The sequence below is a fragment of the uncultured Rummeliibacillus sp. genome (assembly GCF_934216135.1).
In the GTDB taxonomy this organism is placed as follows: Bacteria; Bacillota; Bacilli; order Bacillales_A; family Planococcaceae; genus Rummeliibacillus.
This window is the reverse complement of record NZ_CAKQBI010000025.1, coordinates 22,039-47,313: the sequence shown is the minus strand read 5'-3', so window position 1 is coordinate 47,313 and position 25,275 is coordinate 22,039. Positions and strand designations below refer to the sequence as shown.

27 protein-coding genes are annotated in these 25,275 nt (G+C 34.6%); 22 read left to right on the top strand and 5 right to left on the bottom strand.

Translation table 11 applies throughout. The annotated features are described in order from the left end of the window. The first annotated feature begins 253 nt into the window (after nucleotides 1-253). From Q0977_RS14035 to Q0977_RS14010, 6 genes are all read left to right on the top strand, one after another. Nucleotides 254-634 (top strand): GntR family transcriptional regulator, encoded by a 381-nt coding sequence (locus tag Q0977_RS14035; protein WP_119417200.1) that lies wholly within the window; start codon nucleotides 254-256, stop codon nucleotides 632-634. Between the two features lie 10 nt (nucleotides 635-644). After that, nucleotides 645-1,739, top strand: coding sequence for a DUF1648 domain-containing protein (locus Q0977_RS14030; RefSeq protein WP_299515133.1), 1,095 nt, complete (start codon nucleotides 645-647; stop codon nucleotides 1,737-1,739). A 74-nt stretch (nucleotides 1,740-1,813) separates the two neighbouring features. Beyond that, complete coding sequence (locus tag Q0977_RS14025) at nucleotides 1,814-2,491, top strand: response regulator transcription factor (RefSeq protein ID WP_299515131.1); 678 nt, start codon at nucleotides 1,814-1,816, stop codon at nucleotides 2,489-2,491. Then, complete coding sequence (locus Q0977_RS14020; RefSeq protein WP_124218212.1) at nucleotides 2,488-3,861, top strand: HAMP domain-containing sensor histidine kinase; 1,374 nt, start codon at nucleotides 2,488-2,490, stop codon at nucleotides 3,859-3,861. Before Q0977_RS14025 ends, Q0977_RS14020 begins: the two co-directional genes overlap by 4 nt. A gap of 83 nt (nucleotides 3,862-3,944) precedes the next feature. After that, nucleotides 3,945-4,340 carry a hypothetical protein gene (locus tag Q0977_RS14015; RefSeq protein WP_119417212.1) on the top strand — a complete coding sequence of 132 codons (396 nt, stop codon included), beginning with the start codon at nucleotides 3,945-3,947 and terminating at the stop codon, nucleotides 4,338-4,340. Between the two features lie 7 nt (nucleotides 4,341-4,347). Then, complete coding sequence (locus tag Q0977_RS14010) at nucleotides 4,348-6,474, top strand: MMPL family transporter (RefSeq protein WP_158582418.1); 2,127 nt, start codon at nucleotides 4,348-4,350, stop codon at nucleotides 6,472-6,474. A 75-nt stretch (nucleotides 6,475-6,549) separates the two neighbouring features. On the opposite strand, the gene Q0977_RS14005 is transcribed toward Q0977_RS14010, so the two are convergent. Next, entirely contained in the window at nucleotides 6,550-7,323 is a 774-nt protein-coding gene (locus Q0977_RS14005) for a FixH family protein (RefSeq protein ID WP_124218214.1), read from the bottom strand. 81 nt (nucleotides 7,324-7,404) lie between these two features. Further along, nucleotides 7,405-8,295 (bottom strand): DMT family transporter, encoded by an 891-nt coding sequence (locus Q0977_RS14000; protein ID WP_119417206.1) that lies wholly within the window; start codon nucleotides 8,293-8,295, stop codon nucleotides 7,405-7,407. 151 nt (nucleotides 8,296-8,446) lie between these two features. Between Q0977_RS14000 and Q0977_RS13995 the strand changes: the two genes are divergently transcribed. Both Q0977_RS13995 and Q0977_RS13990 read left to right on the top strand, forming a co-directional pair. Then, nucleotides 8,447-9,139 carry a Crp/Fnr family transcriptional regulator gene (locus tag Q0977_RS13995; RefSeq protein ID WP_119417207.1) on the top strand — a complete coding sequence of 231 codons (693 nt, stop codon included), beginning with the start codon at nucleotides 8,447-8,449 and terminating at the stop codon, nucleotides 9,137-9,139. A 63-nt stretch (nucleotides 9,140-9,202) separates the two neighbouring features. After that, nucleotides 9,203-10,024: a hypothetical protein gene (locus Q0977_RS13990; protein ID WP_299515124.1), complete on the top strand. Its 822-nt coding sequence runs from the start codon at nucleotides 9,203-9,205 to the stop codon at nucleotides 10,022-10,024. A gap of 166 nt (nucleotides 10,025-10,190) precedes the next feature. Here Q0977_RS13990 and Q0977_RS13985 read toward each other — a convergent pair whose 3' ends face one another. Then, a complete protein-coding gene (locus tag Q0977_RS13985; protein ID WP_119417209.1) occupies nucleotides 10,191-10,754 on the bottom strand; it encodes a GNAT family N-acetyltransferase in 564 nt (187 codons plus the stop codon). 201 nt (nucleotides 10,755-10,955) lie between these two features. On the opposite strand from Q0977_RS13985, the gene Q0977_RS13980 reads away from it, so the two are divergent. Both Q0977_RS13980 and Q0977_RS13975 read left to right on the top strand, forming a co-directional pair. After that, complete coding sequence (locus tag Q0977_RS13980) at nucleotides 10,956-11,912, top strand: carbohydrate kinase (RefSeq protein WP_119417210.1); 957 nt, start codon at nucleotides 10,956-10,958, stop codon at nucleotides 11,910-11,912. Next, entirely contained in the window at nucleotides 11,909-12,331 is a 423-nt protein-coding gene (locus tag Q0977_RS13975) for a dual specificity protein phosphatase family protein (protein ID WP_119417211.1), read from the top strand. Before Q0977_RS13980 ends, Q0977_RS13975 begins: the two co-directional genes overlap by 4 nt. Nucleotides 12,332-12,469: 138 nt before the next feature. On the opposite strand, the gene Q0977_RS13970 is transcribed toward Q0977_RS13975, so the two are convergent. Further along, nucleotides 12,470-13,207, bottom strand: a complete 738-nt coding sequence (locus tag Q0977_RS13970; RefSeq protein WP_233548096.1) for a DUF421 domain-containing protein — start codon at nucleotides 13,205-13,207, stop codon at nucleotides 12,470-12,472. A gap of 142 nt (nucleotides 13,208-13,349) precedes the next feature. Here Q0977_RS13970 and Q0977_RS13965 point away from each other — a divergent pair, with 142 nt between their 5' ends. From Q0977_RS13965 to Q0977_RS13955, 3 genes are all read left to right on the top strand, one after another. Then, complete coding sequence (locus tag Q0977_RS13965) at nucleotides 13,350-14,561, top strand: MFS transporter (protein ID WP_119416294.1); 1,212 nt, start codon at nucleotides 13,350-13,352, stop codon at nucleotides 14,559-14,561. Between the two features lie 243 nt (nucleotides 14,562-14,804). Further along, complete coding sequence (locus Q0977_RS13960) at nucleotides 14,805-15,452, top strand: SIMPL domain-containing protein (RefSeq protein ID WP_119416293.1); 648 nt, start codon at nucleotides 14,805-14,807, stop codon at nucleotides 15,450-15,452. Nucleotides 15,453-15,532: 80 nt separating this feature from the next. Further along, nucleotides 15,533-16,831: a M48 family metallopeptidase gene (locus Q0977_RS13955; RefSeq protein WP_299515119.1), complete on the top strand. Its 1,299-nt coding sequence runs from the start codon at nucleotides 15,533-15,535 to the stop codon at nucleotides 16,829-16,831. Nucleotides 16,832-16,882: 51 nt separating this feature from the next. Here Q0977_RS13955 and Q0977_RS13950 read toward each other — a convergent pair whose 3' ends face one another. Next, nucleotides 16,883-17,557 (bottom strand): histidine kinase, encoded by a 675-nt coding sequence (locus tag Q0977_RS13950; RefSeq protein WP_119416291.1) that lies wholly within the window; start codon nucleotides 17,555-17,557, stop codon nucleotides 16,883-16,885. 283 nt (nucleotides 17,558-17,840) lie between these two features. Between Q0977_RS13950 and Q0977_RS13945 the strand changes: the two genes are divergently transcribed. The 9 genes from Q0977_RS13945 (at nucleotide 17,841) to Q0977_RS13905 (ending at nucleotide 25,245) form a co-directional block, all read left to right on the top strand. Next, on the top strand, nucleotides 17,841-20,246 hold the full coding sequence (locus tag Q0977_RS13945) for a Na+/H+ antiporter subunit A (RefSeq protein WP_299515117.1): 2,406 nt from the start codon (nucleotides 17,841-17,843) through the stop codon (nucleotides 20,244-20,246). Next, entirely contained in the window at nucleotides 20,236-20,661 is a 426-nt protein-coding gene (locus Q0977_RS13940) for a Na(+)/H(+) antiporter subunit B (protein ID WP_119416289.1), read from the top strand. Before Q0977_RS13945 ends, Q0977_RS13940 begins: the two co-directional genes overlap by 11 nt. A 2-nt stretch (nucleotides 20,662-20,663) precedes the next feature. Then, nucleotides 20,664-21,002: a Na(+)/H(+) antiporter subunit C gene (locus Q0977_RS13935; RefSeq protein WP_119416288.1), complete on the top strand. Its 339-nt coding sequence runs from the start codon at nucleotides 20,664-20,666 to the stop codon at nucleotides 21,000-21,002. Then, on the top strand, nucleotides 20,995-22,473 hold the full coding sequence (locus tag Q0977_RS13930; protein WP_119416287.1) for a Na+/H+ antiporter subunit D: 1,479 nt from the start codon (nucleotides 20,995-20,997) through the stop codon (nucleotides 22,471-22,473). Before Q0977_RS13935 ends, Q0977_RS13930 begins: the two co-directional genes overlap by 8 nt. A 15-nt stretch (nucleotides 22,474-22,488) precedes the next feature. Continuing rightward, entirely contained in the window at nucleotides 22,489-22,974 is a 486-nt protein-coding gene (locus Q0977_RS13925; protein ID WP_119416286.1) for a Na+/H+ antiporter subunit E, read from the top strand. Further along, entirely contained in the window at nucleotides 22,971-23,255 is a 285-nt protein-coding gene (locus Q0977_RS13920) for a Na(+)/H(+) antiporter subunit F1 (RefSeq protein ID WP_119416285.1), read from the top strand. The genes Q0977_RS13925 and Q0977_RS13920 overlap by 4 nt, the downstream gene beginning before the upstream one ends. Beyond that, on the top strand, nucleotides 23,233-23,646 hold the full coding sequence (locus Q0977_RS13915) for a Na+/H+ antiporter subunit G (protein ID WP_119416284.1): 414 nt from the start codon (nucleotides 23,233-23,235) through the stop codon (nucleotides 23,644-23,646). The genes Q0977_RS13920 and Q0977_RS13915 overlap by 23 nt, the downstream gene beginning before the upstream one ends. Nucleotides 23,647-23,905: 259 nt before the next feature. Next, the gene (locus Q0977_RS13910; RefSeq protein ID WP_299515113.1) at nucleotides 23,906-24,532 is read left to right on the top strand and encodes an NAD(P)-dependent oxidoreductase; all 627 of its coding nucleotides are present in this window, start codon (nucleotides 23,906-23,908) and stop codon (nucleotides 24,530-24,532) included. Between the two features lie 32 nt (nucleotides 24,533-24,564). After that, nucleotides 24,565-25,245: an ankyrin repeat domain-containing protein gene (locus Q0977_RS13905; protein WP_119416282.1), complete on the top strand. Its 681-nt coding sequence runs from the start codon at nucleotides 24,565-24,567 to the stop codon at nucleotides 25,243-25,245. Nucleotides 25,246-25,275 lie beyond the last annotated feature (30 nt).

The window sequence follows — 25,275 nt, the reverse complement described above, 5'->3', positions numbered from 1 at the left end:
ACAGAAGTTAAGCTCTTTAGCGCCAATGGTAGTTGGGGGCTGTCCCCCTGCGAGAGTAGGACGTTGCTAGGCACACTTAAAAGCACAACTGTTTATTCAGTTGTGCTTTTTCTTTTGGCCTATTTTATTAGAATTTCCCTCCTTATCTTACAAATGTAAAATCTTTTATAAAAATCCTACTTCATTTATTTTGTTCTACCTTTTATAGAACAATTTTGTTATACTAACTATATAACAGAAATGGAGGAATTTTATGTTTCTTCAAATTGAACCGTATTCTGATATTCCTATTTATACGCAAATATCACAACAAATTATAGAGGGAATCGCTAATAAAGATATTATCCCTGGGGATTCCTTACCTTCAGTACGTTCCTTAGCAGCAGATCTAGGTGTTAATATGCATACTGTTAATAAAAGCTATCATGAATTAGAGAAAAAGGGCTTAATCACCATCATTCCAAAAATAGGTGCTGTAGTAAATGTAACAAGAGAAGAGGGAGGGGTTAAAGGAGAGCAATTAGATCATATGGAGAAAATGCTACGACCTGTTGTTGCAGAGGGTATTGTTTATGGATTAGGTTTAAGTGAATTTGAACTATTAATTAAAAGGCTAATGAAGACATTACAATAGGGGGATTGTTATGGTTGGATATTGGGTTTCGATTGCAATGCTTAGTTTGTTAGGGGCAATTCAAATTTTTATACCATATATGTTAAAGAGTACGATAGTATTTGGTGTTACAATACCAACATCGCAAATAAAACATGCGACAGTAAATCAAACAAAGAAGACATATAGTGTTGCAATGGCTATTATTTGGTTATTAATGATTGTTAGTTATTCCATTTGGGGATTAAGTATAAACCAAAATGGAGAGCTTCAAATTGTTGTTGGAGTATTCACCATGCTTCTTTTTATATTAATTAGTTTGTTATTCTATACGTATTTTCATCGTAAACTGCAGGTAGAAAAGCAGCAAAAGCAATGGGGAGCAGACTTAACTGAAGTTAAAATAGCAAGTACAAATAAGCAAGATGATATGTTGCCACTTTCTTATTTTTGGAGTTTAGCTTTAGTATCAGTGATACTCATTATTTACACATATTATCAATACCCTTTACTACCTCAGCAAGTCCCCACGCATTGGGGTCCAAGTGGAGAGGCTGATGCTTTTACTGAGAAAAATTATTTTTCTGTAATATCTCTGCCTTTAATTATGCTAGTTACACAAATTTTGTTTGCTACAATATCAGAGGGGACAAAGCGTTCGGGAGTTAAGATTAGTGCACTTAATATGCAAAAGTCTGCTTATAATCAGGGTAAAAAAAGACAGTATACTAGTAGTTTTTTGTTTTTAACGGCTTTTTTGATAACCTTATTATTCAGCTTTTTACAGTTGACGACGATACATCATGCCGCCATTGGAAAGAATTTTATGTTGGCTATATTTATAGGCTTTATCGTGCTGACTTTTATGGGGAGTACTATTTTCTCGATTAAATTTAGTAAGTTAAATAAAGAAATTGCCCCCTCCAATATGTCTAATGGTTTGACAGATTTAGATGATGATCGTTATTGGAAGGGTGGATTAGTTTATTTCAATAAAGAGGACCCATCTTTATTTGTAGAAAAAAGATTTGGAATTGGTTGGACGATTAACTTTGCAAGGCCAACGGGCTATATTATACTATTTGGACCAATTCTTATTATTTTTTTCATAGCGTATTTTTTATAAAACTGAGCGAGTGGCTATAGTCCATCTCGTTCTTTCGTTATAATGGAGAAAAAACTAGAAATGAGGCAATGAGAGTGTCAAAAATTTTAATTGTGGATGATGATAAGAATATTTTAGATTTAGTACGTATCCATTTGACACAAGCAGGCTATCAGGTACTAAAAGCAGAAAATGCAGTTCAAGCACTCGGAGTATTAGAAATGGAGATTCCTGATTTAGCAGTAGTAGATGTAATGATGCCAGGAATGAATGGTTATGAGTTAACAAAACGTATAAGAGATCAATTAGATATTCCCGTTTTGCTATTAACTGCAAAAGGAGAACTGGAAGATAAAGAAAAGGGCTTTTTGTCTGGTTCAGATGATTATATGGTAAAACCATTTGAGCCTAAAGAGTTATTATTCCGTATTGCAGCCATTTTACGACGCTACGATAAACCAAGCGAGACAATTCTTCGAGTTGGTTCGATGACGATAAATAGAAAAAGTTATGAAGTATCTGTAGGACAAAGTATATTATTGATGCCGCTCAAAGAATTTGAAGTTTTAGCATTGCTTGCTACTCGTCCGAATCAGGTGTTTGAAAGAGCAGATATTATGGAGAAGATATGGGGCTATGATTACGATGGGGATGAACAAACATTAAATACACATATCAAGCGAATTCGTGAAAGGTTGGCTAAGTTTGCTACAGGTGTAGAAATTGTAACAGTTCGTGGAGTCGGTTATAAGTTAGAGGTGCAGGGCCAATGAAGTCTTTGTATAGTAAGTTTTTACTTGCAACTATTCTCATTATGATTTTCAGCTCATTAGCAGGATTTTTACTTACGAACACGTATTATCATCAAGTTACGAAGTCAAAGAATGATGCTAAAAATGTAACAATTGCACAATCTGTTATCCAACATATTAATGAGGTGCAGGACCTTAATTTAGACCATTATCTACAAACACTTGGGGATGTAGGATATCAAATTTATCTAGTTAATGAAAATGGTGATTCAAAATTTTATGGAGGAGATTATCGAGTAAAGGATTTAACGGACTCTACTGTTCAACAAGTGTTGAATGGGGAGATTTATCATGGTATGCGAGATTTCCCGAAAGAAACATTTGTAACAGGATTCTTTGCTAATCATTTGTCCAATACAGTAGGGGTTTCATTTCAATATCATCATAAACGCTATGCAATGTTTTTAAGACCAGATATAAAGTTACTTTTCAATGAAGTACATACAATTATGGGTGGATGGACAATATTTATGGGGTTAATTAGTCTAGCAGCCATGTTGTTATTTGCAAAGCTTTTGATCAAACCAATTACAGAGTTGACGGAAGCAACAAAGCGCATTGCTAATGAACGATTTGATACGCCCTTAAAAATTGAGAGTAAAGATGAAATTGGTCAGCTCGCAACAAGTTTTAATACAATGATGGGGCAATTACAAGAAAATGATCAAATACGAAAGGAATTTATTAGTAATGTTTCTCATGACTTTCAGTCGCCGTTATTAAATATTCAAGGATATGCAGGATTATTGGTATCAGAAAATATTACTGATGAGGAACGCAGGGATTATGTTTCTATCATTCAATCTGAAACACATCGATTATCGACATTAACGAAACAGTTATTATTATTAACTTCTCTTGACCAATCTTCACGTAAAATGGAGAGAAAAATATATGCACTTGATGAGCAGATGAAAAGGACGATTCAAAAATATCGATGGTGGTTGGAAGAAGAAGGCATTAATCTATCTATGACACTTGAACCTACACTGATTAATGCTGATGCAGGCTTATTAGAAAATGTCTGGGAAAATTTATTGACCAATGCGATTAAATATAACAAGGAAAATGGAGATATTCAAGTAGTATTAACATCAACCGATCAAGAAGTTACTGTTCAAATTCAAGATACAGGTATTGGCATGAGCGATACAACAAAAGAACAATCATTTCAACGTTTTTTCCGTGCAGATGATTCTCGTACAAAGGATGGGACAGGTCTTGGCTTAGCAATTGTTGAGCAAATTGTTAAAATTCATGGAGGCAACATCCAGGTGGAAACTCAATTAGGGATAGGAACAGTTTTCACCATAATCCTTCCAAAATTGTAATGTGAAGTTCATATAGAGTTCATATAGACAGTTTATATTTACACCATAGAAAGAAATTCTGAAATCTATGGAGGTAGAACATGCTGGAAAGAAAATGGGGTATACGATTAATCCGTTTGGCTGCCATTTTTGGCTTAGTCGGCGCATATTTAGGGTCACATATGGCTGGATCAGGGAGCTATCAATTTCGTCCAATTCATGCACATATTTTAGTAGTTGGTTGGCTTTCTGTATTTGCATGGGGGATTTTCTACAGTCTCTTTAAGATTAAATCAGCTAAATTAGTCGTTGTACATGGTTGGACAGCAATAATTGGTTCAATTGGCTTGACTATGGGCATGTGGTTTAACACATTAAAGCCATTTGGTATTAATGATACATTTGCGTTAGTTTTTTATATAGTAGGCGGTACTGTTTTGTTAATAAGCTTTGGGCTATTTATCCTTACAACATTTATGATTGATTCTAATAGAAAGTAGGATAATGATGAAAATTTTTAAAGAGAAAAAAAGATGGTTTGCTATTCTATTGATTTGGATTATCGCTGCTGCAGCGTTGTCCGGGATGGCACCTCATGCAAAAGAAGTAACATCACCAAATAAAAACTCAGGTCTTCCTGAAACAGATGCATCAATCCAAGCTGAAAAAGCTTTAAAAGAATATTTTCCTTCATCTGAGGGTGTTCCCTTGTTTGTCGTTGTTCATGACAAGGATGGATTGAAGGAACAAGATGTAAATAAGGCAATGATGAATATTGAAAAGGTTATGACAAATGCAAATAAAGATTTTACCGTTGTGCCTCTTTCAAAAATGCCGGAACAAGCACGTGCTTCCTTCTTCTCAAAGGATAATACCACATTCTTTTTACCAGTATTATTCCCTAAAGGTATGGAAAACAAGGTTGTAAAAGCAACAATGGATGACTTAAAAAAACAAGTTGCTAAAGAACAACCATCTAATTTAAAAACCTATTTTACGGGTCCTGCTGGTATCGTAGCAGATACGTATGAGATGTTCTCTAAGGCAGATGTGGTATTAATATTAGGTACAGTTGCTTTAATATTTGTTATTTTAATTGTTATTTACCGTTCACCGTTGCTTTCATTTATTCCTTTAATCGGTGCGGGTATAGCCTATTCTGTTGTAGATCGCTTATTAGGATTGATGGGGAAAGCAGATTGGTTTGCAATTGATAGTCAATCGTTATCTATTATGATGATTCTATTATTTGCAGTTATCACTGATTACTCATTATTATTATTTTCACGTTTCCGTGAAGAGCTTGAAAAAGGCTTACATGTCAATGAAGCAATGAAAAACGCATTGAACTTTGTAAAAGAGCCAATCGTATTTAGTGGCGGTACAGTATTTCTAAGTATGCTAACATTATTCTTTGCTGTATACGAATCATACCGTGGTTTTGCACCAGTATTTGCAGTAGCAGTTGCTTTAATGCTTGTTGCGGGTTTAACTTTAATGCCAGCTTTGTTTGCGATTGCAGGTGAGAAATCATTCTGGCCATCTAATCCACGTAAGCGCGCTATAAAACGTGCAGGTAAAGAAAACTTTTGGCACAAGCTTGGTCACTTTGTTACTGAAAAACCATGGCTTGCGATGATGCCGATTATTGTTATCTTAGTGATTTTTGCCTCTATGATTAGACATGTAAATTATTCATTTAACTTATTGGACTCTTTCCCAAAAGAAATGTCCTCTATTCAAGGGTATAACGTATTAAATGATGCATTTTCTGCAGGGGAAATTGCTCCAAGTACAGTCATTATAAAAGCAAAAGATGATTTAACTAATAAACAATTAACGTCATTAGTAGATAAATTGAATGATCAAAAGAGCGTGAATAAGGCTGAAATTCAAGGAAATCCATATGCTGATAATCATCAAAATGTAGCAAAGATTAATCTTGTTTTAAACAATAACCCTTATACAGAAAAAGCCTTTGATGATCTTGAAAAGTTAAGAAAAGATTCAAATCAGATTTTACATGATAGTCATATTAATGACGCAAATATGCTAATAGCTGGTGAAACGGCTCAAAATGCAGATATTCGTGCAGCAAGTCATGGTGATGAAATACGCATCATTATTTTAATGACAGTATTAATCATGGTAATGCTTGGCATACAAACTCGTTCGCTTTTAGCGCCAGTATATATGATGGCAACTATTCTATTATCATATGGAGCGGCACTTGGATTTACTGTATTCTTCTTCCAAGACTTACTTGGCCATTCCGGAATCAGTTATCGTATTCCACTTTACACATTTGTATTTTTAGTAGCGCTTGGTGTGGATTATTCTATTATGTTAATCTCGCGAATTCGTGAAGAGAAAGTACATTTACCGATTAAAGATGCTGTACGTGAGGGAGTAGGTAAAACAGGGGGCGTTATTTCTTCTGCAGGTTTGATCTTAGCAGCGACATTTGCCGTGTTAATCACACAACCGGTTATGGAGCTTCGGGCATTCGGTTTTGCAGTAGCAGTTGGGGTGCTTGTCGATACATTCCTTGTGCGTCCAATCGTCATTCCGGCTTTAATCGTTATTCTGGGCAAGTTTAGTTTTTGGCCAAAAAAATTAAAACATGATGCATAGTTTAAAAAGTATAGAAAGGCCTGTATGGATAAATTTCTCCATACAGGCTTTATTTGATTGATTTAGTAAAAAATTTTACTTTACGAGAAAGTTTTTCACTTCATGACTATGAAGGCCATCATCATTTTCAACATGCAATTTTAATTGATATTTTCCAGCTTGGCTGAAGGTATATTTTGCTTCATATGTACCTTTGGATGTTTCATTTAAAGTAATCCAAGTTGGTTTACCATCGTCAAATTGAGGAAGGATTTGGTAGTGTACGCTTGCACCTGATAATACTTTATCATCATGTTTTAAAGATACATTAAGCTTTACTTCCGAATCTTTTTTTACCGAATGCTTGTGGTTGTAAGTAATCGCTACATCATGATGGTGTTCATGTTCCTCTGTAGTAGATTTAACAGAAGTATTTTGAGTCGCATGTTCTGATTTTGTAGGGGCATTGTCTACTTCTATTTCAGTGTTTGGCATTACATGGTTGCCGTCCTTTGCAGAGACGTGAGCAGTAATATTATACTTTCCAGCATCTTGTACTTTATAAGTGGCAACATATGAATTATCCATAAGTTTAGCTGCTATCATTTTGTCGAAATTAGTTTTGCTATTTTCAATTTCAAATGCCACATCTTTTGCATCTGTAAATGCTTTACTTTCTTTAGTCACAGTTACTTTCAGTACAACTTTGTCTCCAACTTTAGCCGTATCTGGAACCGTTAATGTGGCTTTTAAAGGTGCTTCTTCTTTTTTACTATCATTTGTTGCATGGTTATTGTGATCATTATTATTACAAGCTACAAGAGCTATTGAAGTAGTCAATGCTATAAATAACATAATCATTTTTTTCATATTAAAAAAACTCCCTTCTTATGACAATAATCATTGTAACAAAAGGATAAAGGGAGTTTGCGAAATAAGTGTGAAATTCTGCTATTTAGTTGAATTTTTTTGTAAAATTGTCGGTAATACCATACCAAATAACACCAATATAATACCACCTACTTGAAGCATTGTTAGTTTTTCGTGAAGAACTATGACAGAGGCAATAATGGCTACTGGTAGTTCAGTTGCACTTAAAATAGACGCTACTCCTCCACCGACTTTAGGAACAGAAATGGTGAAGAGTAGGATTGGTAATATAATACCAAAGAAGCCTAGGGCGAGACCGAAGTATAATAGCTCAGAGGCAAATAGTTTCCCATTAATTATTATTTCTGGTGTTTGGAAAATGCATACTATTAGCATGGCGAAGAATGCCATAATCGTCATACGACCAATCTTCGATACTCCCTCAACTGGTTTGGAATTGAATTGCATGAAGCAAGCAAAACTAAGAGCTGATGCAAAACCAAATAACCACCCACGTATATCGAGTCCACTTAAATCTGCATCTAAGATACCTGCTGCAAGAATTGTTCCAGCTACTAAGAAGACAAGAGATAATAACTCAATACGTGTAGGACGTCTACGATGGATGATGCAATCTAAAAAGAGGCCAATCCATGTAAATTGAAATAGCATAACAACTGCTAGTGAAGCAGGCAAATAGTGAACAGCCTGTCCATATACAATTCCTGTATTTCCAGTAAGTAAACCGGAAATCATAATTATTAAAAAGCCTTTACCAGTAAGCTTTGGTAAAGTGCGTTGTGTAATAATAAATAGCAAGAATGCTAGTAAAAAACCAATCACATATTGACTTGTAACGGCTTCGTTCGTTTCAAAGCCTCGACCCATCGCAACTTTTATAATTGTTGATAAAATCCCATATGAGCTTGATCCAATCACGATAAGCAATGGGTATATGAAATTTTTGTTCATAAGTTGACACTCCAGTTGTAAAAAATCTCAAAGAAGAATTATATCACAAAAAATTCATTTGTTCGCTAAAACATAATTGTCCTTTGCTTTTATCATCATAACAAGGACATTTATAATGAAAAAGGACATATGTCCGAAAGGAAGATTATAGATGAAAATTATCGAAGACACGTCACTACTTCATAGAAAATTAATTGAATATAAGTTTCAGCAGATTTTTGGAGATGTTGATGCACGACCATTTTCACTTCTAAGCTACAAAGAAGGGGAAATCATATTGCACGAGGGAGTTGAGTTGCAATCTTTACTTTACTTAGTTGAGGGGAAGATAAAAGCAACATCAAGTGTAGAAACTGGAAAGTCCCTATTATTACGTTTTAGTAGACCTCTAGCTATAATAGGAGATTTGGAATTGGTTCGGCATGTGCCGGTCCAATCGCAAATTACAGCTGTCACAGATTGTTTTTGCATCTCGTTACCATTCGATTATATATATAACTTTGAAATGAATAACCCACTATTTTTACAGGATCTTTTAAAACATTTAAGTTATAAATTACAAACGAGTACTACAGCTTCTCGGGTTAATTTATTAGCCTCAGTAGAAAACCGTTTTGCGAGCTATTTATTGTCTATAACTGCACCTAATAATGAGTTTGGTTTAGAATTAAAAACAACAAATATAAGTGAAATTGCAGATTTACTCGGAACAACACATCGTCATCTAAATCGTGTTATTCGAGATTTATGTGAACGTAAAATTATTAAAAAGGATCGTAAAGTTATACGGATATTAAATGAGATGCAATTAAAAGAACTTTCACAAGGTATTCGATATGAATAACGATAGTATTATTCTATCTTTTATATTAAAATTAAGCATAATAATATTAAAGGTAGGTAAAAAATGAGAAAAAATATCATATCGTTATTAACTCTAGTTTTTTCTATTGCATTTGTTTTTGGAAACGAACTTGATGCATCAGCAGCTACGTCACTATCTAAACCTGTCATTACGGTAAAGGCAACAGGTACAACAAAGATCAAAATTTCTTATAAGAAGGTAAAAGGTGCAACTTCATATCGCATTTACCGTGCAACTTCAAAAAGCGGTAAGTATAAACGCATCATTTCAACGAAAAGTACATCCTATACAAATAGTAAGTTAAAATCTTCTTTTAGATATTACTATAAAGTTCGTGCTTTAAAAAAATCAGGAAAGAAAACTTATTATAGTAAATATTCAACTGTGAAATCTACAAAAACACTTATTCCATATGCAAAATACGCAGGTTCATATAAAGTAGGGAAAGATATCTCTGCTGGAGAGTACATGATTTTTGGTAAAGATGTATACTATGAAATTTCAAAACAACCATCCAATTTCGATGCGATTTTGACAAATGATTTTGTGTACAATCAAGCGTATGTCCGTTTATCAGTTGGACAATACTTTAAGCTATCTGATTACGGTACAGGAGCGTACTTTATCCCTTCTTCAAAAGTAAAGCATACACTTGCTACATCTGTTAAAAAGCCAGGTATGTATAAAATAGGCGCAGATCTAAAAGCTGGTACGCACAAAATCTCATTTGGTAGCTATTATGAAGTCATCAATAATTCTTCAATTTTAGATATGGAAGCTCTTGAGTATAATGGAGAAATTAATGGAACAGAGTATGTAAAAGTGAAAAACGGACAGTTTTTAAAGATTAATCCATCTTATTAAATAAGTATTTGTGGATATATGTTAAATATCTTTACAAATTGCTAGAATTATAAAAAAGATCACTATAAAAATGTAATAAAGATGACTTCAATATATTCGTGAAGTCATCTTTTTTGAGTGGAAAAATGGAGAGGCTATTCGTCTCCGTCTTTATTGAACTAAATAACTAAATACCTTTTACCATATGATCAAATTCTTCTCCAATAATCATCCAGGGTTCTGAGAATACAAATCCCATTTTCTCATATAAATGTCGAGCACGTACTTTTTGCTTTTCAACACTCAAGGATACTTTTTGGTAACCTTTTTCTTTAGCAATATGATCAGCGTATTGTAATAGTGTAGTGCCAACTCCATGTCCACGGTATTGCTTTGCGGTGCAAATTGTATCAATGTAGAATTCATCTTCACGGGCTTCAACTTCAATAGTTTGAACTCGAGCACCTTTAGCAGCTAACCATGTTTCTAAGTTTTTATCTAAAAGGGGTGCTTCATCACCGCCATAAACCACCATAATTCCAGCAACTCCACCATTTATTTCAGCAATATATGTGTTTTTATAAGAGTGTCTGTTATCTGTACGTGTAAATAGCTCTTCTAGTGAATTGAGAATAGCTTTTGGTTCATCTTCACCTGTAAGACGATTCGCAATTTCATCAATAGCTTCTACGATTAAAGGTGCAACAAATGGTGCGTCAGCTAACTTAGCTTCTCTTACATTAATATCCATATTTATCAATCTCCTTCAGGATAAGTATAGCAGAGGGCATAAAGTTCTGCTGGAAATAGGATTTTTTTGATTTGTAGAATGTGAAAAAAGTATCTTTTTTCATTTCTTATGATGTAATACCTAAATTATTTCATAAGTTACTTTTGCGTTGTCAGACTTCATGGTACGATAGAAGGAAGATATGTGTGAAGGAGTTTGTAAATGTTAGAGTCCAAAAAAGAATTCGTTCTCGTCTACGGGGATGCATTTGTTGATTTTATAGCTAATGATACTACGAATACAACGTTTACCAAGTTTTTAGGTGGGGCAACAGTGAATGTTGCTGCAGGTATTAGTCGAATAGGTGCACCTGCTGCACTGATTACTTTAACCGGAGATGACGAAACATCTGAATTTGTCCGTCATGAACTAGACAATGAAGGCGTTATTATGGATTATGCCAAAATTATTCCAGAAAAACGTGTTAGTGGAGTTCATGTTCATTTAACTGAGAGACATGAGCGTATTTTTACAAATTATATTGATGATACACCGGATCTTCAAGTAGAAAGTGGGCATTTGCAAGAAGAAGCTTTCCAACGTGCTTCTATTTTTAATTTTTGCTCTAATACAATGTTCCATCCAACTGCTTTAGAAACTACCAAAAAAGCGGTTGCTCTTGCCAAAAAACATCAAGTATTAGTTGCGATGGATGCTAATATTCGCCCCTTACGATGGGAAAGCCCACAAATTTGTCATGATACAATTGCTACTTTCTTAAAAGATGCTGATTTATTAAAATTAGCAGATGAAGAATTATTCTTTTTAACACAATCCAATACATTAGAAGAGGGCATTCATGCTTTAAAGAGATTTGATATTCCATTAATCATGGTGACAGTTGGTGATAAAGGTGCATATGTAATCTTTAATGATGAGATGAAACATGTACCTTCTATTAAAATAGAATGTGTTGATACAACTGGTGCGGGGGATGCTTTTATGGCAGGTATACTTCGCCAAGTTCACTTATATGGCATGCCAAAAACAATGGACGAAGCTTTTAACTATGTACGTTTTGCTAACCAATTGGGTGCATGTGCTGCAACAAAAGCAGGTGCGATAACAGCAATGCCTCATTATGAAGAAATTAAAGAATTACTTCACGAAGGAGAATGAAATCGGTGAAAAACTATCAGGAATTAGTTAATAACCAGATTTTCTTTGGAGGAGCTGCTGACGTAGAAGAAGCAATTGCCAATGAACAGATTGATATTGTAATAGATCTACGAGTTGCAGAGCCAGAAAAAGTGGGATATACAAGAGTCCACGCTCCAATTGCTGATAAAGAGGTAGATATAGTTCCATCAATTCAAAATGCAGTTAATGAAGTGATGAAAGCATATCATGATGGGAAGAAGGTCTTTTTCCATTGTGGGAGTGGAAGCGGCAGAGCAGGTACGATAGCTACGGCAACATTATTAGAATTAGGACAAGCAAAAACGGTGGAAGCGGCAGAGCAAAAAGCAAAGGCTATCCGTTCAAAAGTTAATGTCCGTGAACCCCTGAAAAAAGCATTAAAAGAAATTTACGAATAAATCAATGAAAGAGTAGCTCCTAATTAGGAGCTACTCTTTAGTTTTGTATTAATAATATATTTCCTGGGGAATTTTAGTGCTTTTTGGCGAATGGTGTTTAATGTTCATGAGAGAATAACTTTGAGAAGATGCAAAAGATTAATTTTGTTTTGTTTTATCGTTGTTAGAGGCTTTATTTTCATCTCTTGTACAAATATATAGGGATCCATCTGGTTGTAGCTGTGCATAAAAGACATCTTCAACCTTTTGAATATTCTTCTTCTTGAGTTTCTTCATTAATGCCTCTTCAGTTAAATTCATTTCCTCCATTGATTTCCATATAATTTTCCCATCTCCTATTAGTTCTATTGGAATGTGAGGTGGAATGGATACGTCTGCTTTTACGTCTTGTTTGGTAGCTGATTGTTCTGCTGGTTTCTTTAATATACTTAATTGTCCATTTGTCTCTAATATCGCATAATGTATATCCTGAATGGAATAGACAGATTGTTCCCGAAGCATCATGACTAAATCATCCATGTGGAGTTTAGAAGTTTTTAAAGCTTGTACTGAAAGTTCACCATTTTTAATGATAACCGTTGGGCTTCCGTCTACGATATTCCTCATGAAAGACCATTTTAGGGTAATCACACTGGCGAAATATGTTAAAGCTGACCACCAAATGAGAGAAATGATTCCATCAAGAAATGGCGTTTCTTTTACGGAAGCAATTTGAGCAGCAGTGGACCCAATTGTAATACCGGTAATATAGTGGAAATAGGTTAGCTGACTTAATTGTTTTTTTCCGAGTAGACGGGCAAGAATGAGCAATACTATAAAAGAAAGTGTTGTTCGTAGCATCATTTCCCAAAAATTTATTTCTAAAAAGTCACCCATTATTTTCACCTCTCTTTTTATCGCACTTAGTATGAACATGAAAGAAAGGAATATTCTTTTAAAAAGATATTTGAATTTTGGAAAAATTGTTATAATAAATGAATATATTTCACCAAGATATAAAGGAAGTGTAAAGCTTATTATGGCAACGACATTAGTAAGAACGAAAAATCTCACAACGCCTATTTATCCTGTGATGGTTGCAATTGGTATTTGCCATTTATTTAATGATACATTGCAAGCTGTTATACCAGCGATGTTCCCGGTATTGGAAAAGGAGATTGGTTTAACGTTTACGCAACTCGGTCTTATAACATTTGTATTGAATATGGTATCTTCTGTTTTGCAGCCGGTAGTAGGGTTTTTTAGTGACCGTAATCCTAAGCCATATGCTTTACCATTGGGAATGAGTTGTACATTCATCGGACTAGCAGGAATAGCTATTGCACCGAATTACTGGATTATTCTTTTATCGGTTATCTTTTTAGGGCTGGGCTCCGCTATTTTTCATCCGGAAGGTTCAAAAGTAAGTTTTATGGCTGCTGGTTCAAAGCGTGGATTGTCTCAATCTATCTACCAAGTTGGCGGAAATTCAGGACAGGCATTAGCACCATTAATCAGTGCTTTTGTGCTTGTACCATTTGGTCAAATAGGGGCGGCGTGGTTTTTGATTGTAGCAGCTATCGGGATTGTTCTGCTATCTCGAATATCTAGTTGGTATAAAAACCAATTAGAAGAGGAGCGTTTGACGAATAAGAAAAAGACATTGATTTCAAACTTGCCCAATTTAACAAAAAGGCAAGTCGGAATAGCACTAGGCTTATTAATGGCTGTTATTTTTGTTCGCTCGTTTTATGTAACGAACATGACTAACTTTTATATTTTCTATTTAATGGATAAATATCAGTTAACGATTCAAAATGGTCAAATGCTTATTTTTATATTTCTCGGAATTGGTGCTGTTGGAACATTTTTTGGAGGTCCAATGGCAGATCGTATAGGTAGAAAAAATGTAATATTGCTATCATTTTTGGTTCCTATGCCATTAGCGTTGCTTTTACCATACCTTCCTTTGTGGATAGTTGTTGTATTTTTAGTGGTTATTGGATTTTTCATCATGTTGAGTTTTTCTGTAACAGTTATTTATGCGCAAGAACTTGTGCCCAGTAAAGTAGGGACAATGGCGGGCCTAACGGTGGGACTTGCGTTTGGCATGGGAGCAATTGGTTCAGTAGTAATTGGTATGATGATGGATTCGATGGGGATTTTTAATACAATGATATTCATATCTGTGTTACCTTTATTAGCAATTGTCGCATTTTGGCTTCCAACAGATCATAAAATAACAACATAGTTAGATAAAAAATACGGTGAAATCCTGTTTTCATCAAATTTTGTAGGTTCCAATAAAAGGGATACATTTTTTATCAATTTTGCAATACGCTAATCGAGTAAAGTACGAACGTTGCGTCTTGTCGATTCACTGTGTAAAGTCTGCTAGCAGGAAAGTCAATTTACTCGATAGGTTCCACGTGACAAGTTTTCAAAAGAAATAGCATAGGATAAGCATTATGAACAATATGGAAGGCGGAATGCTGTGTATTATCATAACATGCATCAAAAATCACCCGGAGTATCACGTATTATTTCAGTAACGGGGCATGGAAATGTATCTGCAACACCTGATTTTGTTCAACTACAAGTAGAGATAGTAACAAAAGGAAAAGAGGTAAGTAAGGCAACAGAAGATAATGCTGAAATAACGAGCCGCGTGATTGAATCTATATTGGCATTAGGAGTAGCGCGAGAGGATATTCAAACAGCTTCGTATATGATTTCACCCAAGTATGATTACATCGAAGGGAAACAACTTTTTAGGGGATATGAAGTAACAAATGCGATTAGCGTAAAAGTTCGAAATATAAGTCAAGTAGGTATGCTGATTGATACGGCGGTAAAAAATGGGGCCAATAGTATGTCTGGGTTACAATTTAAACTAGAAAATCCGGACTTTTATTATCAACGAGCTTTAATAATAGCCTATGATAATGCACAGATGAAAGCAAATACAATAGCAGAAACTATGCACTTACATATGCCTCCACAACCTGTAGAAATCGTAGAAGAAAGTATGGCAGAGCCAGTTTTATTCAAAACAGCTATGGCCAATCAAAACGTAACAACTCCGATTGAAACGGGGCTTATTACGATTAGCGCTGTATTAAGAGTAAAATTCCGATATTAAACATTGTTATAAGTTAGTTCTATATTTTTTTCTTAAGATTACACTATTCTATAGGATAGACTAATAAGGGTGGAGATGAAATGGCAAAAAAAATTGGCATAATAATGCTCATATTATCTGGAGTTTATGCCGTAGGAATGTACTTTTATATATTTCATAGTGGAAATGGTGAGATTCCAAATTCTTTAAAAGGAACGGTTGCCGATCCAGCGGTTTTTATGTCCAGTCATGAGCTATTGTTAAGTGAAGACTATTCAAAAATAAGGAACTTTCTTTTCTTCGTTGTAACACCACTTGAATGGTTGATTTATTTATTTATTTTACTTTTAGGATTGTCCCGCTTGTTTGAAAAAAAGGCAACTTCAAAAGCAAAATCAACACTTTTCCAGACAATAATTTATGTATTTTGGTTATCTTTGCTACTGTATATTGTAATGTGGCCAATGGATTATTATCGGTATCAATTGAGTAAAGAATATGGAATTAGCACACAAACTGTCTCTTCTTGGGTAAAAGATGGTTTAATCGATTTTGGAGTCAATTATATGATGTCTGTTATCATGATGTCGGTTATTTATTGGCTTATACGAAAGAGTACGAAAAGATGGTGGCTGTATACATGGCTGCTATCCATACCATTCTCTATTTTTTTAATGTTTGTACAGCCTGTCATTATTGATCCGCTTTATAATGACTTTTATCCTTTACAAAATAAAGAATTAGAAGCTAAAATTCTGGCGTTAGCTGATCAGGCGAATATTCCATCAGACCATGTATATGAAGTCAATATGGCTGAAAAAACAAATGCTTTAAATGCATATGTTACTGGTGTTGGAAGTAATTCACGAATTGTACTATGGGATACAACATTGAATCGGTTGACAGATAAAGAAATCTTATTTATCATGGCGCATGAAATGGGGCACTATGTTGAAAAGCATATCTACTTTGGGATAGCTGGCTATATATTATTAACATTTGTCGGTCTTTGGCTCACTTCTAAAATTATGGACTGGATTATTCTGCGATATGGTCAAGCGTTAAAGATAAAGAAGATAGGTGATGTAAGTTCAATACCACTATTTTTACTCGTTACTTCGTTTTTAATGTTTGCATCGAGCCCTCTGTCGAATTATGTTTCTAGATATCAGGAATCACGAGCTGATGAATATGCCATTAAACTAACAGAAGATCATGCAGCGGCTGTCTCATCATTCCAAAAATTAACAAAAGCAGGATTGAGTGAGGTTAATCCACCATTACTTGTGAAATGGTTCCGCTATACACATCCTCCAATGCTTGAAAGAATCAATACGGTTTATGAAAAAAATCCAAATATAGAACAAGAGAAAAAAGAAGAGCGGAAAAAGGGGAAATAGATAGTGAAAACTGTTCATGGGAATTATGATACTCATGAACAGTTTTTTTAGTTATTTTGCTGTACATTTAGGAATCACATTTTTGTCTATCGCAAAGCTCTCAATTATTTGTATTTCATGCATTTTTCCTTCATGCATAAATTTGAAAATACCATTGTCAAAGTCGGTACCAATCTCTTTGAAGAATATACCCGTATGACAGATTTCTTTTGGACATGTAAATACTACTTTGTATTGTTTTTCTTCACGTACAAGATAACCTCTTACACCCTTTTCATAAACTGTGTCTTCTTCATTATGGATAAAACGTTCAACAGATACAACGTGCATATCAACAAATGGGATTTCCCTTAAGAGTAAGTTCATAAAAGACCCCTTTGTAATTTCCTCCCATCGACTTTGGGCTGTTTGACCAATAATAACTTGTGTAATATTAAGGTTATTCGCAACCTCAGCTATGACCGATTGAATAGGCCTTTTTTCATTATCACGAATGATAAATTCTTCTACTTTGTATTCTTCACAAAGTTCTTTCCATTGTTCGATGTATGCGAGTTTTTCGGCATCTAAATCATCATAAGGAAGTGAGTCAACAGTTAAAATATAAAAAGGACAGTCTAGCATCTGAGCAATTTTATGTCCCCTTTTTATCAACCTTTCACCATTTGGTCCATAATAGACACATACTAAAATACTTTCATCCATACGTCCATGCAAATGTTTCACGTTTCTTTCCACCTTCTTTTTAACAATTTTATGACTATTAATAAATAAAAATAAGAAAATATGAGTTTTATAGGGCTTAAAAATATGAATTTAGAGAAAATAATGTATAATTTAAGTATGCGTAGTTTTATGCAACCCCCTTATTAAAGGTACTCCATGCTCCACGTCTTTTATTTTTTGCGTTATTTAGCTACTTATTATGATGGGACCACTAAATTTCGTCAAGCATATACTTATTTGTATTATATTCCCACATCTATTTTGAAGATAGGAGGAAGGTTTATTGACAATACATGTAGCAATTATATTGCCGTTTTTGATGGCGTTTATTATTTCGATAATAAATAAGAAATTCACAAAAATACATATTGGTTGGCTCGCTTTGACAGTTCCAATCATCGTCTTCATCATACTTGCTAGACTAATTCCAATCATAGCAAGTGGCAACCCTTATACGCATACTTATCAGTGGATTCCATCTTTAGACATCAATTTTACGACGTACCTAGATGGTCTTAGTATGATTTTTGGTCTTTTAATCTCTGGAATAGGGAGTTTGGTTGTTCTATACTCCATTTTCTATTTATCTTCAAAAGAATCCCTACAACATTTTTACTGCTATTTACTTCTTTTTATGGGCGCTATGCTAGGCGTCGTATTTTCAGATAATCTCATGGTATTGTATGCATTTTGGGAATTAACAAGTGTGTCCTCTTTTCTATTAATCTCATTCTGGCATCATAGAAAAGCATCTCGTGCGGGTGCTCAAAAATCAATGTTAATCACTGTTACAGGTGGAGTGTCGATGTTAGTTGGATTTATTATGCTGCATATGATGACAGATTCTTATAGTGTGCATGAAATCATCCATCAAATAGAGCATATTTCTGAACATGAATTATTTATTCCAGCGATGATACTTATTCTTTTAGGTGCATTTACAAAATCAGCACAATTTCCGTTTCATATATGGCTACCTGATGCGATGGAAGCACCAACACCAGTTAGTGCATATTTACATTCAGCGACTATGGTAAAGGCAGGGATTTATCTTGTTGCACGTTTGTCCCCAATTTTCGGTGGAGAAATGCTATGGTTTTGGATTGTAACGACGGTAGGACTAATAACTCTATTCTGGGGATCATTTAATGCTGTGAAACAGACTGACTTAAAAGCTTTATTAGCATTTTCAACAGTTAGTCAGTTAGGGCTTATTATGAGTTTGGTCGGTATGGGTTCTGTTGCATATGCACTCGATTTTGAAGCGGATACGGTTATTTATACGCAGGCAACTTTCGCAGCTTTATTCCATTTGATCAACCATTCTACATTTAAAGGTGCGTTATTTATGATGGTAGGGATTGTGGACCATGAAGTTGGTACAAGGGATATTCGACGATTAGGCGGATTAATGTCCATTATGCCACTAACATTTACTGTAGCTGTTATTGGCAGTCTTTCCATGGCAGGAATGCCACCATTTAATGGTTTTTTAAGTAAGGAGCTGTTTTTCGCTGCTGTACTCCATATAAAAGATCTGAATCTATTTTCTATAAGTAGTGTCGGAATTCTATTTCCTGTTATTGCTTGGATAGCTAGTGTGTTTACGTTTATCTACTGTATGATAATCATTTTTAAAGCTTTTTTAGGAAGACCGTTAATTCAGAAAGTAGAGAGGCCTGTTCATGAGGCTCCTTTTCCTTTACTTGTCGCTCCATTTATTCTTTGCATAATGGTAATTAGTCTATTCTTTTTTCCAAATACATTAGGAAAGTATATTTTAAAGCCAGCGATGGTAAGTATTTATCCTAATTTAGCACCAGCTCAAAAACTAACACCTGAAATTCATGCTTGGCATGGTATTAATACAGAAATACTAATGACCATTGCAGTCATTTTGATAGGAGCGATATTGTATCGTTTGTTAGGAAAATGGATGGGGATATATCGTTTTTATCCACCAAATTGGTCTTTGAATGCGTTATATGTCAACGTTATTTTTGGTTCTGAAAGTCTAAGTAATAAAGTGACAAATAGCTATATGACAGGATTGCTAAGGCACTATGCTTTTTATATTTATAGTTTCTTTATTTTTTCGGTTGGGGTTTTCTTTTTCTATAGTGGTGCCTTTTCATTTAGCACAGAGAATAACGCATCTATTGAGTGGTATGAATGGATTTTGATTGGTGTGATGTTATTAGCTGCTATTTCCATACTATTTGTGAAATCACGCATCACCGCTGTTATTTTAAATGGTGTATTAGGTTTTGGCGTTACTTTCTTTTTTGTCTTATTTAGGGCACCTGACTTAGCTTTAACACAACTTGTTGTGGAGTCTGTTACGACCGTATTGTTCTTACTTTGTTTTTATTACTTACCGGAGTGGAGTACAGAGAAATTATCAATCTCTACGAAAATATCGAATAGTATTATTTCAATTACTGTAGGAGCATTAGTAGTGGTTATTTCATTGGCAGTACTAAACTTTGATAAGTTTGAGAGAATATCTAAATACTTTGAAGATGCATACAATCTAGCTGGTGGTGCAAATATTGTGAACACCATATTAGGTGATTTTCGTGGGTTTGATACTATGTTAGAAGTGGTTGTCCTCTTTATAGCTGGACTTGGTGTATATACATTGATCAAGTTTAAAGCGAAAAAAGGAGGGACCGATTTTGAAGACTAACGATGTCATTTTAAAAACAGTAACAAAAGTTGTTGTATTTATCATTTTAACGATGGCCGTCTATTTATTTTTTTCAGGTCATTATTCTCCTGGAGGGGGATTTATCGGAGGACTAGTATTAGCTTCAGCTATCGTTTTGATGTATTTAGCAGCAGGTATAGAAATAGTTCATAAAGGGATGCCTTTTGATTTTAAGATCATTGCTGCTATCGGTGTATTATTGGCAACTGGAACTGGATTTGCTTCTGTATTATTTGGTCAAGATTTTCTAACTCAAGCTGCGATAGCAGTACATTTTCCGCTTATAGGTGAAAAAGAGTTGGCAAGTGTAGTGCTGTTTGAAGCGGGCGTTACGTTAACGGTAGTTGGTGTTGTAGTAACAATCATTTTGAATATTAGTGAAGGTGGTGAGTAGTGATGGAGACAATGATGATTTTATTAATCGGTGTACTAGTTTCAGTTGCTACTTATTTAATTCTTTCAAAAAATGTGATTCGAGTTATTTTAGGGACTGCAATATTGTCTCATGCAGTTCATTTACTTATTTTAACGATTGCAGGCGTTAAAAAAGGTAATGTACCTCTTTTAAAAGAAGCAGAAAGTCCCTATACAGATGCTCTTCCACAAGCATTAATTTTAACAGCCATTGTAATTAGCTTTGCTGTGACAGCATTTGTGTTAGTTCTTGCCTTTAGAATTTATCAAACAAGTAAATCTGATGATTTTGAAAGTTTAAGGGGGCAAAAGTATGAATAATTTAGTTGTTATGCCTCTCGTTGTCCCTATTATGATAGGAATTGTTCTAGTATTTCTTAAAAATCATATCCGAGTACAAAGAGCTCTTAGTTTGATAACAATGCTGTCCCTTATTTTCATCAGTATTGTTCTATTGGAGAATATTCAAGCAAGTGGCATTATGCGTTTGGATTTTGGTGGTTGGCTACCGCCTTATGGTATTTCATTTGTTGCTGATTCCTTTGCCATTTTACTTGTTTTAATCGCTAGTATTGTTACATTAATTTGTTTAATATATGCCTATTCATCTATAGGGGAAAGACATGAGAAGATGTATTTTTACCCATTTGTTCTTTTTATGATTGCAGGGGTAAATGGTTCGTTTATGACAGGAGACATCTTTAATCTGTTTGTTTGTTTTGAAGTAATGTTATTAGCGTCTTATGCATTAATCGCACTAGGTGGTAACAAGAAACAACTTAGAGAGTCTTTAAAGTATGTCCTGATTAATGTCCTCGCTTCATGGTTTTTCCTTGTAGCACTAGCCTTTTTATATGGCACCTTAGGAACACTCAATATGGCTCATCTTTCTGTTCGCGTTGCTGAGGAGGGACAGGATGCACTTCTTACAACCATTAGTTTGCTATTTTTAGTTGTTTTTGCTTTAAAGGCTGGCTTATTATTATTCTTTTGGTTGCCAGGTTCATATAGTGTGCCACCAACTGCAGTTGCAGCATTGTTTGGAGCGTTATTAACGAAGGTGGGTATTTATGCTTTGATTCGAATGTTTACATTGGTTTTCTATCATAAGCCAGAAGTGACACATATATTAATCGAAGGAATGTCTGTAGTTACCATAATAGCAGGGTGTTTAGGAGCAATTGCGTATAAAGATTTAAGACAGGTTGTTGCTTACAATGTTGTTATTGGTGTTGGATTCGTTTTAATGGGTCTTGGGGTAGCAACAGATTCTTCGTTACAAGGTTCGATCTATTATTTAATGCATGACATGATTGCGAAGGCTATGCTATTTCTTATTGTTGGTACGATGATTAACTTAACAGGTGAGAAAAGATTTGATCGGATGAGTGGGCTAATTAGACATTATCCGTTATTCGGTTGGCTCTTTTTTATCGTTATGATATCGCTTGCTGGTATTCCACCATTCAGTGGATTTGTCGGGAAAATATTGATAGGACAAGGATTAATAGAAGCAGAATCCTATGTTGTGTTAGCCATTGCATTTTTTTCTAGTGTTGTTGTGTTGTACTCATTATTGCGTGTGTTTCTACAAGCAATATTTGGCGAAACTTCTGTTAGTATTGGTGACGAAAAACCTCTTCCAAAGGGGCAATTAATACCTATTTTGTTACTTGCATGTTGCACATTTGGATTAGGATTTGGTGCAGAGGGTTTTTCAAGTTTTGTGGAGGATGCTACTAAAACTATTGTAAATCCGGAAATCTATATTCAGGCAGTATTAGAAAAATAGAGAAGAGGTGAACGTGTGCCAACACAGTTTCTATTAAATATTTTTATAGCAGTACTTTGGATGCTTTTAAAGGATGAAAATGAAGCACATTTTACAACGTTCTTTACCGGATTTTTAATTGGAATTTTGATTTTATATTTAATGCACCGATTTTTCGGTATGCAGTTTTATTTAAAGAGGATTTTTGCTGTTGGAAAATTAGTATCGATATTTGTATGGGAATTAATCTTATCTAGCTTGCTTGTGCTACGCCAAATATGTAGCCCAAAACTTAATATTACACCTGGTATTTTTACTTATAAAACTGCTTTGCAAGGTGAGGGTGAAATTACAACATTAGCTCTTCTTTTAACATTGACTCCTGGCTCTGTCGTAATGGAAGTTTCACCAAATGGAAGGAAATTTTATATTCACGCTATGGACATTGAAAAATCGAAAGGTTCTGTACTCCGCTCGATAGAAAACTTTGAAAAGGTCATTATGGAGGTGACCCGAAAATGACAGAGAAAATCTTGATCTTATCTTTAGTGTTATTTTCAATCACGATTATAGTTGCCCTTTTTAGAATTATTAGAGGCCCTTCTATGCCTGATCGCGTTGTGGCGCTAGATATGATTGGCGTTACATTATTATCGATGATTGCAATTGTATCAATTCTACTTAAAACAAAAGCCTTTTTAGAAGTTATTTTAATATTAGGGATTTTATCATTTATCGGTACCATTGCCTTTTCAAAGTATTTGGAGAGGGGGAAAATTATTGAGCGTAAATCCGATTCTTGAATGGACAGGTGTTTTGCTGATTTTAGTTGGAAGTTTGATGAGTGTTGTAAGTGCGTTCGGAATTATTCGTTTACCAGATATTTATACTCGATCACATGCAGCAACAAAAAGTTCGACATTAGCTGTCCTACTATCCTTACTAGGAGCCTTTCTGTATTTTTGGGCGCATGATGGATTTTTTAGCATTCGAATTTTGCTAGGTATTCTTTTTGTTTTTTTAACAGCGCCAGTCGCAGGGCATCTTATATGCAGAGCAGCTTATCGTTCAGGAGTAAAGCTAGCAGAGGGGTCTGGTGATGATGAATTGCATCATGTGCTGTTTCCAGATAAAAAAGACGATGATAGTAGTAATCGTTCATCAACCATTACAAAAGAAGAGTCTCTTCTATAAGGGGAGGCTTATTTTTATAGCAGATTACTTCATAGTAAAAGACTTGCCTCAGTAGCTATTTTGTATAAAAGTACTTAGAAATTAAAATGAATGGACGATATTTTAAAGGTATAGGGACTTAACAATTTCTAGACATAAGAGTATAAAAATTTACATATATATTTCATCGCTTTTTATGTGCAAAAATCATTTTATTTGTAAGGAAAATGCTAAATGATAAAATAATGATTAGAATAAAGCTGGAAGGGGAAATTATAAAATGAGACTGGCTGTTTTGGGTGCAACGGGAAGAGTCGGTGGAGAAATTGTCCGAATGGCACTACAAGATGGACACAAAGTTACCGCTCTTGTCCGCACTCCTCGCACTCCGTCAAAACTAGAAGAACATAACCATTTAACCATTTTGCAAGGAAATGCTTTGAGTATAGAAGATGTTGAGCAGACCATTATTGATGCAGATATCGTGATTAGTGCTTTAAATGCAAATGGTACAACCACATTATCTGAAAGTATTCCACATATTATTTTGTCCATGAAGAAACATGATATAAAAAGAATCGTCACTATAGGCACGGCAGGTATTTTAGATAGCCGTATAGAATCTGGAAAGTTTCGTTTTCAAACAAGTGAATCTAAACAGAAAAAGACATTTGCTGCAGAAGAGCATGCAAAGATTTTTCAAATGCTAAAGAAATCAGATTTAGACTGGACAATTGTTTGTCCAACATATTTACCGGATGGGGAAGAAACCGGAAAATATAGAATAGAAAAAAATCAGCTACCTCTTAATGGACAAAAAATTACAGTAGGTGATACTGCGAGATTTGCCTATGAAGAATGTTTTAAAAAACAATTTTTACAAACGAGAGTAGGAATTGCATATTAGTGAACGAAAGCAAATGGGAATGAGGAAAACACATGAAAAAAAGACATAAAGCTGCAATGGTCGCATTGTCTTTAGGATTTGCCTTAGTTAAATTTACAAAAGATAAAGATACTAAACAAACATTATTGAATGCTGTTCATCAACAAGATGTATATGCGGTAAAAAAGCTAATTCGTTCCGGAGCAGATTTAGATCAAAGAAATGAAAGAGGACGAACTCCACTGATGATTGCTACATATAATAATGATGTGGAAATTGCTAAAATTCTTATTGCAACAGGTGCCGATGTGAATATTCAAGATGATATGCATAATACACCATTTCTATATGCCGCTGCAGAAGGTTATTTGGATATTCTTAAATTATCGACAAAAGCGGGTGCTAATCCAACCAGTACCGATCGATATGGAAACACAGCGCTAATACCAGCAGCTGAACATGGTGATATTCATGTTTTGCGTTGGTTATTAAATGAGACAACAATAGATGTTAATCACATTAATAACTTAGGATGGACAGCGTTACTAGAAGCAGTTATCTTAGGTGATGGCAGTAAGAAATATCAAGAATGTGTCCAATTATTATTGCAACATAAAGCAAATCCAAATATTGCAGACAAAGATGATGTCACACCACTTGAACATGCAGAAAAATTAGGATTTAAAGAAATCGAATACTTATTAAAAAATTCAGTTACTAAAAATATTTATTGATGATAAGAAAAAATATAAATGCCTCTTCAA

Coding starts and splice junctions, on each gene's coding strand:
- Q0977_RS13920 (WP_119416285.1), top strand. CDS start 22,971: ATGACAGAGAAAATCTTGATCTTATCTTTAGTGTTATTTTCAATCACG.
- Q0977_RS13955 (WP_299515119.1), top strand. CDS start 15,533: ATGGCAAAAAAAATTGGCATAATAATGCTCATATTATCTGGAGTTTAT.
- Q0977_RS14020 (WP_124218212.1), top strand. CDS start 2,488: ATGAAGTCTTTGTATAGTAAGTTTTTACTTGCAACTATTCTCATTATG.
- Q0977_RS13995 (WP_119417207.1), top strand. CDS start 8,447: ATGAAAATTATCGAAGACACGTCACTACTTCATAGAAAATTAATTGAA.
- Q0977_RS13965 (WP_119416294.1), top strand. CDS start 13,350: ATGGCAACGACATTAGTAAGAACGAAAAATCTCACAACGCCTATTTAT.
- Q0977_RS13980 (WP_119417210.1), top strand. CDS start 10,956: ATGTTAGAGTCCAAAAAAGAATTCGTTCTCGTCTACGGGGATGCATTT.
- Q0977_RS13930 (WP_119416287.1), top strand. CDS start 20,995: ATGAATAATTTAGTTGTTATGCCTCTCGTTGTCCCTATTATGATAGGA.
- Q0977_RS14030 (WP_299515133.1), top strand. CDS start 645: ATGGTTGGATATTGGGTTTCGATTGCAATGCTTAGTTTGTTAGGGGCA.
- Q0977_RS14000 (WP_119417206.1), bottom strand. CDS start 8,295: ATGAACAAAAATTTCATATACCCATTGCTTATCGTGATTGGATCAAGC.
- Q0977_RS14005 (WP_124218214.1), bottom strand. CDS start 7,323: ATGAAAAAAATGATTATGTTATTTATAGCATTGACTACTTCAATAGCT.
- Q0977_RS13910 (WP_299515113.1), top strand. CDS start 23,906: ATGAGACTGGCTGTTTTGGGTGCAACGGGAAGAGTCGGTGGAGAAATT.
- Q0977_RS13990 (WP_299515124.1), top strand. CDS start 9,203: ATGAGAAAAAATATCATATCGTTATTAACTCTAGTTTTTTCTATTGCA.
- Q0977_RS13935 (WP_119416288.1), top strand. CDS start 20,664: ATGGAGACAATGATGATTTTATTAATCGGTGTACTAGTTTCAGTTGCT.
- Q0977_RS13970 (WP_233548096.1), bottom strand. CDS start 13,207: ATGGGTGACTTTTTAGAAATAAATTTTTGGGAAATGATGCTACGAACA.
- Q0977_RS13905 (WP_119416282.1), top strand. CDS start 24,565: ATGAAAAAAAGACATAAAGCTGCAATGGTCGCATTGTCTTTAGGATTT.
- Q0977_RS14010 (WP_158582418.1), top strand. CDS start 4,348: ATGAAAATTTTTAAAGAGAAAAAAAGATGGTTTGCTATTCTATTGATT.
- Q0977_RS13985 (WP_119417209.1), bottom strand. CDS start 10,754: ATGGATATTAATGTAAGAGAAGCTAAGTTAGCTGACGCACCATTTGTT.
- Q0977_RS14035 (WP_119417200.1), top strand. CDS start 254: ATGTTTCTTCAAATTGAACCGTATTCTGATATTCCTATTTATACGCAA.
- Q0977_RS13975 (WP_119417211.1), top strand. CDS start 11,909: ATGAAATCGGTGAAAAACTATCAGGAATTAGTTAATAACCAGATTTTC.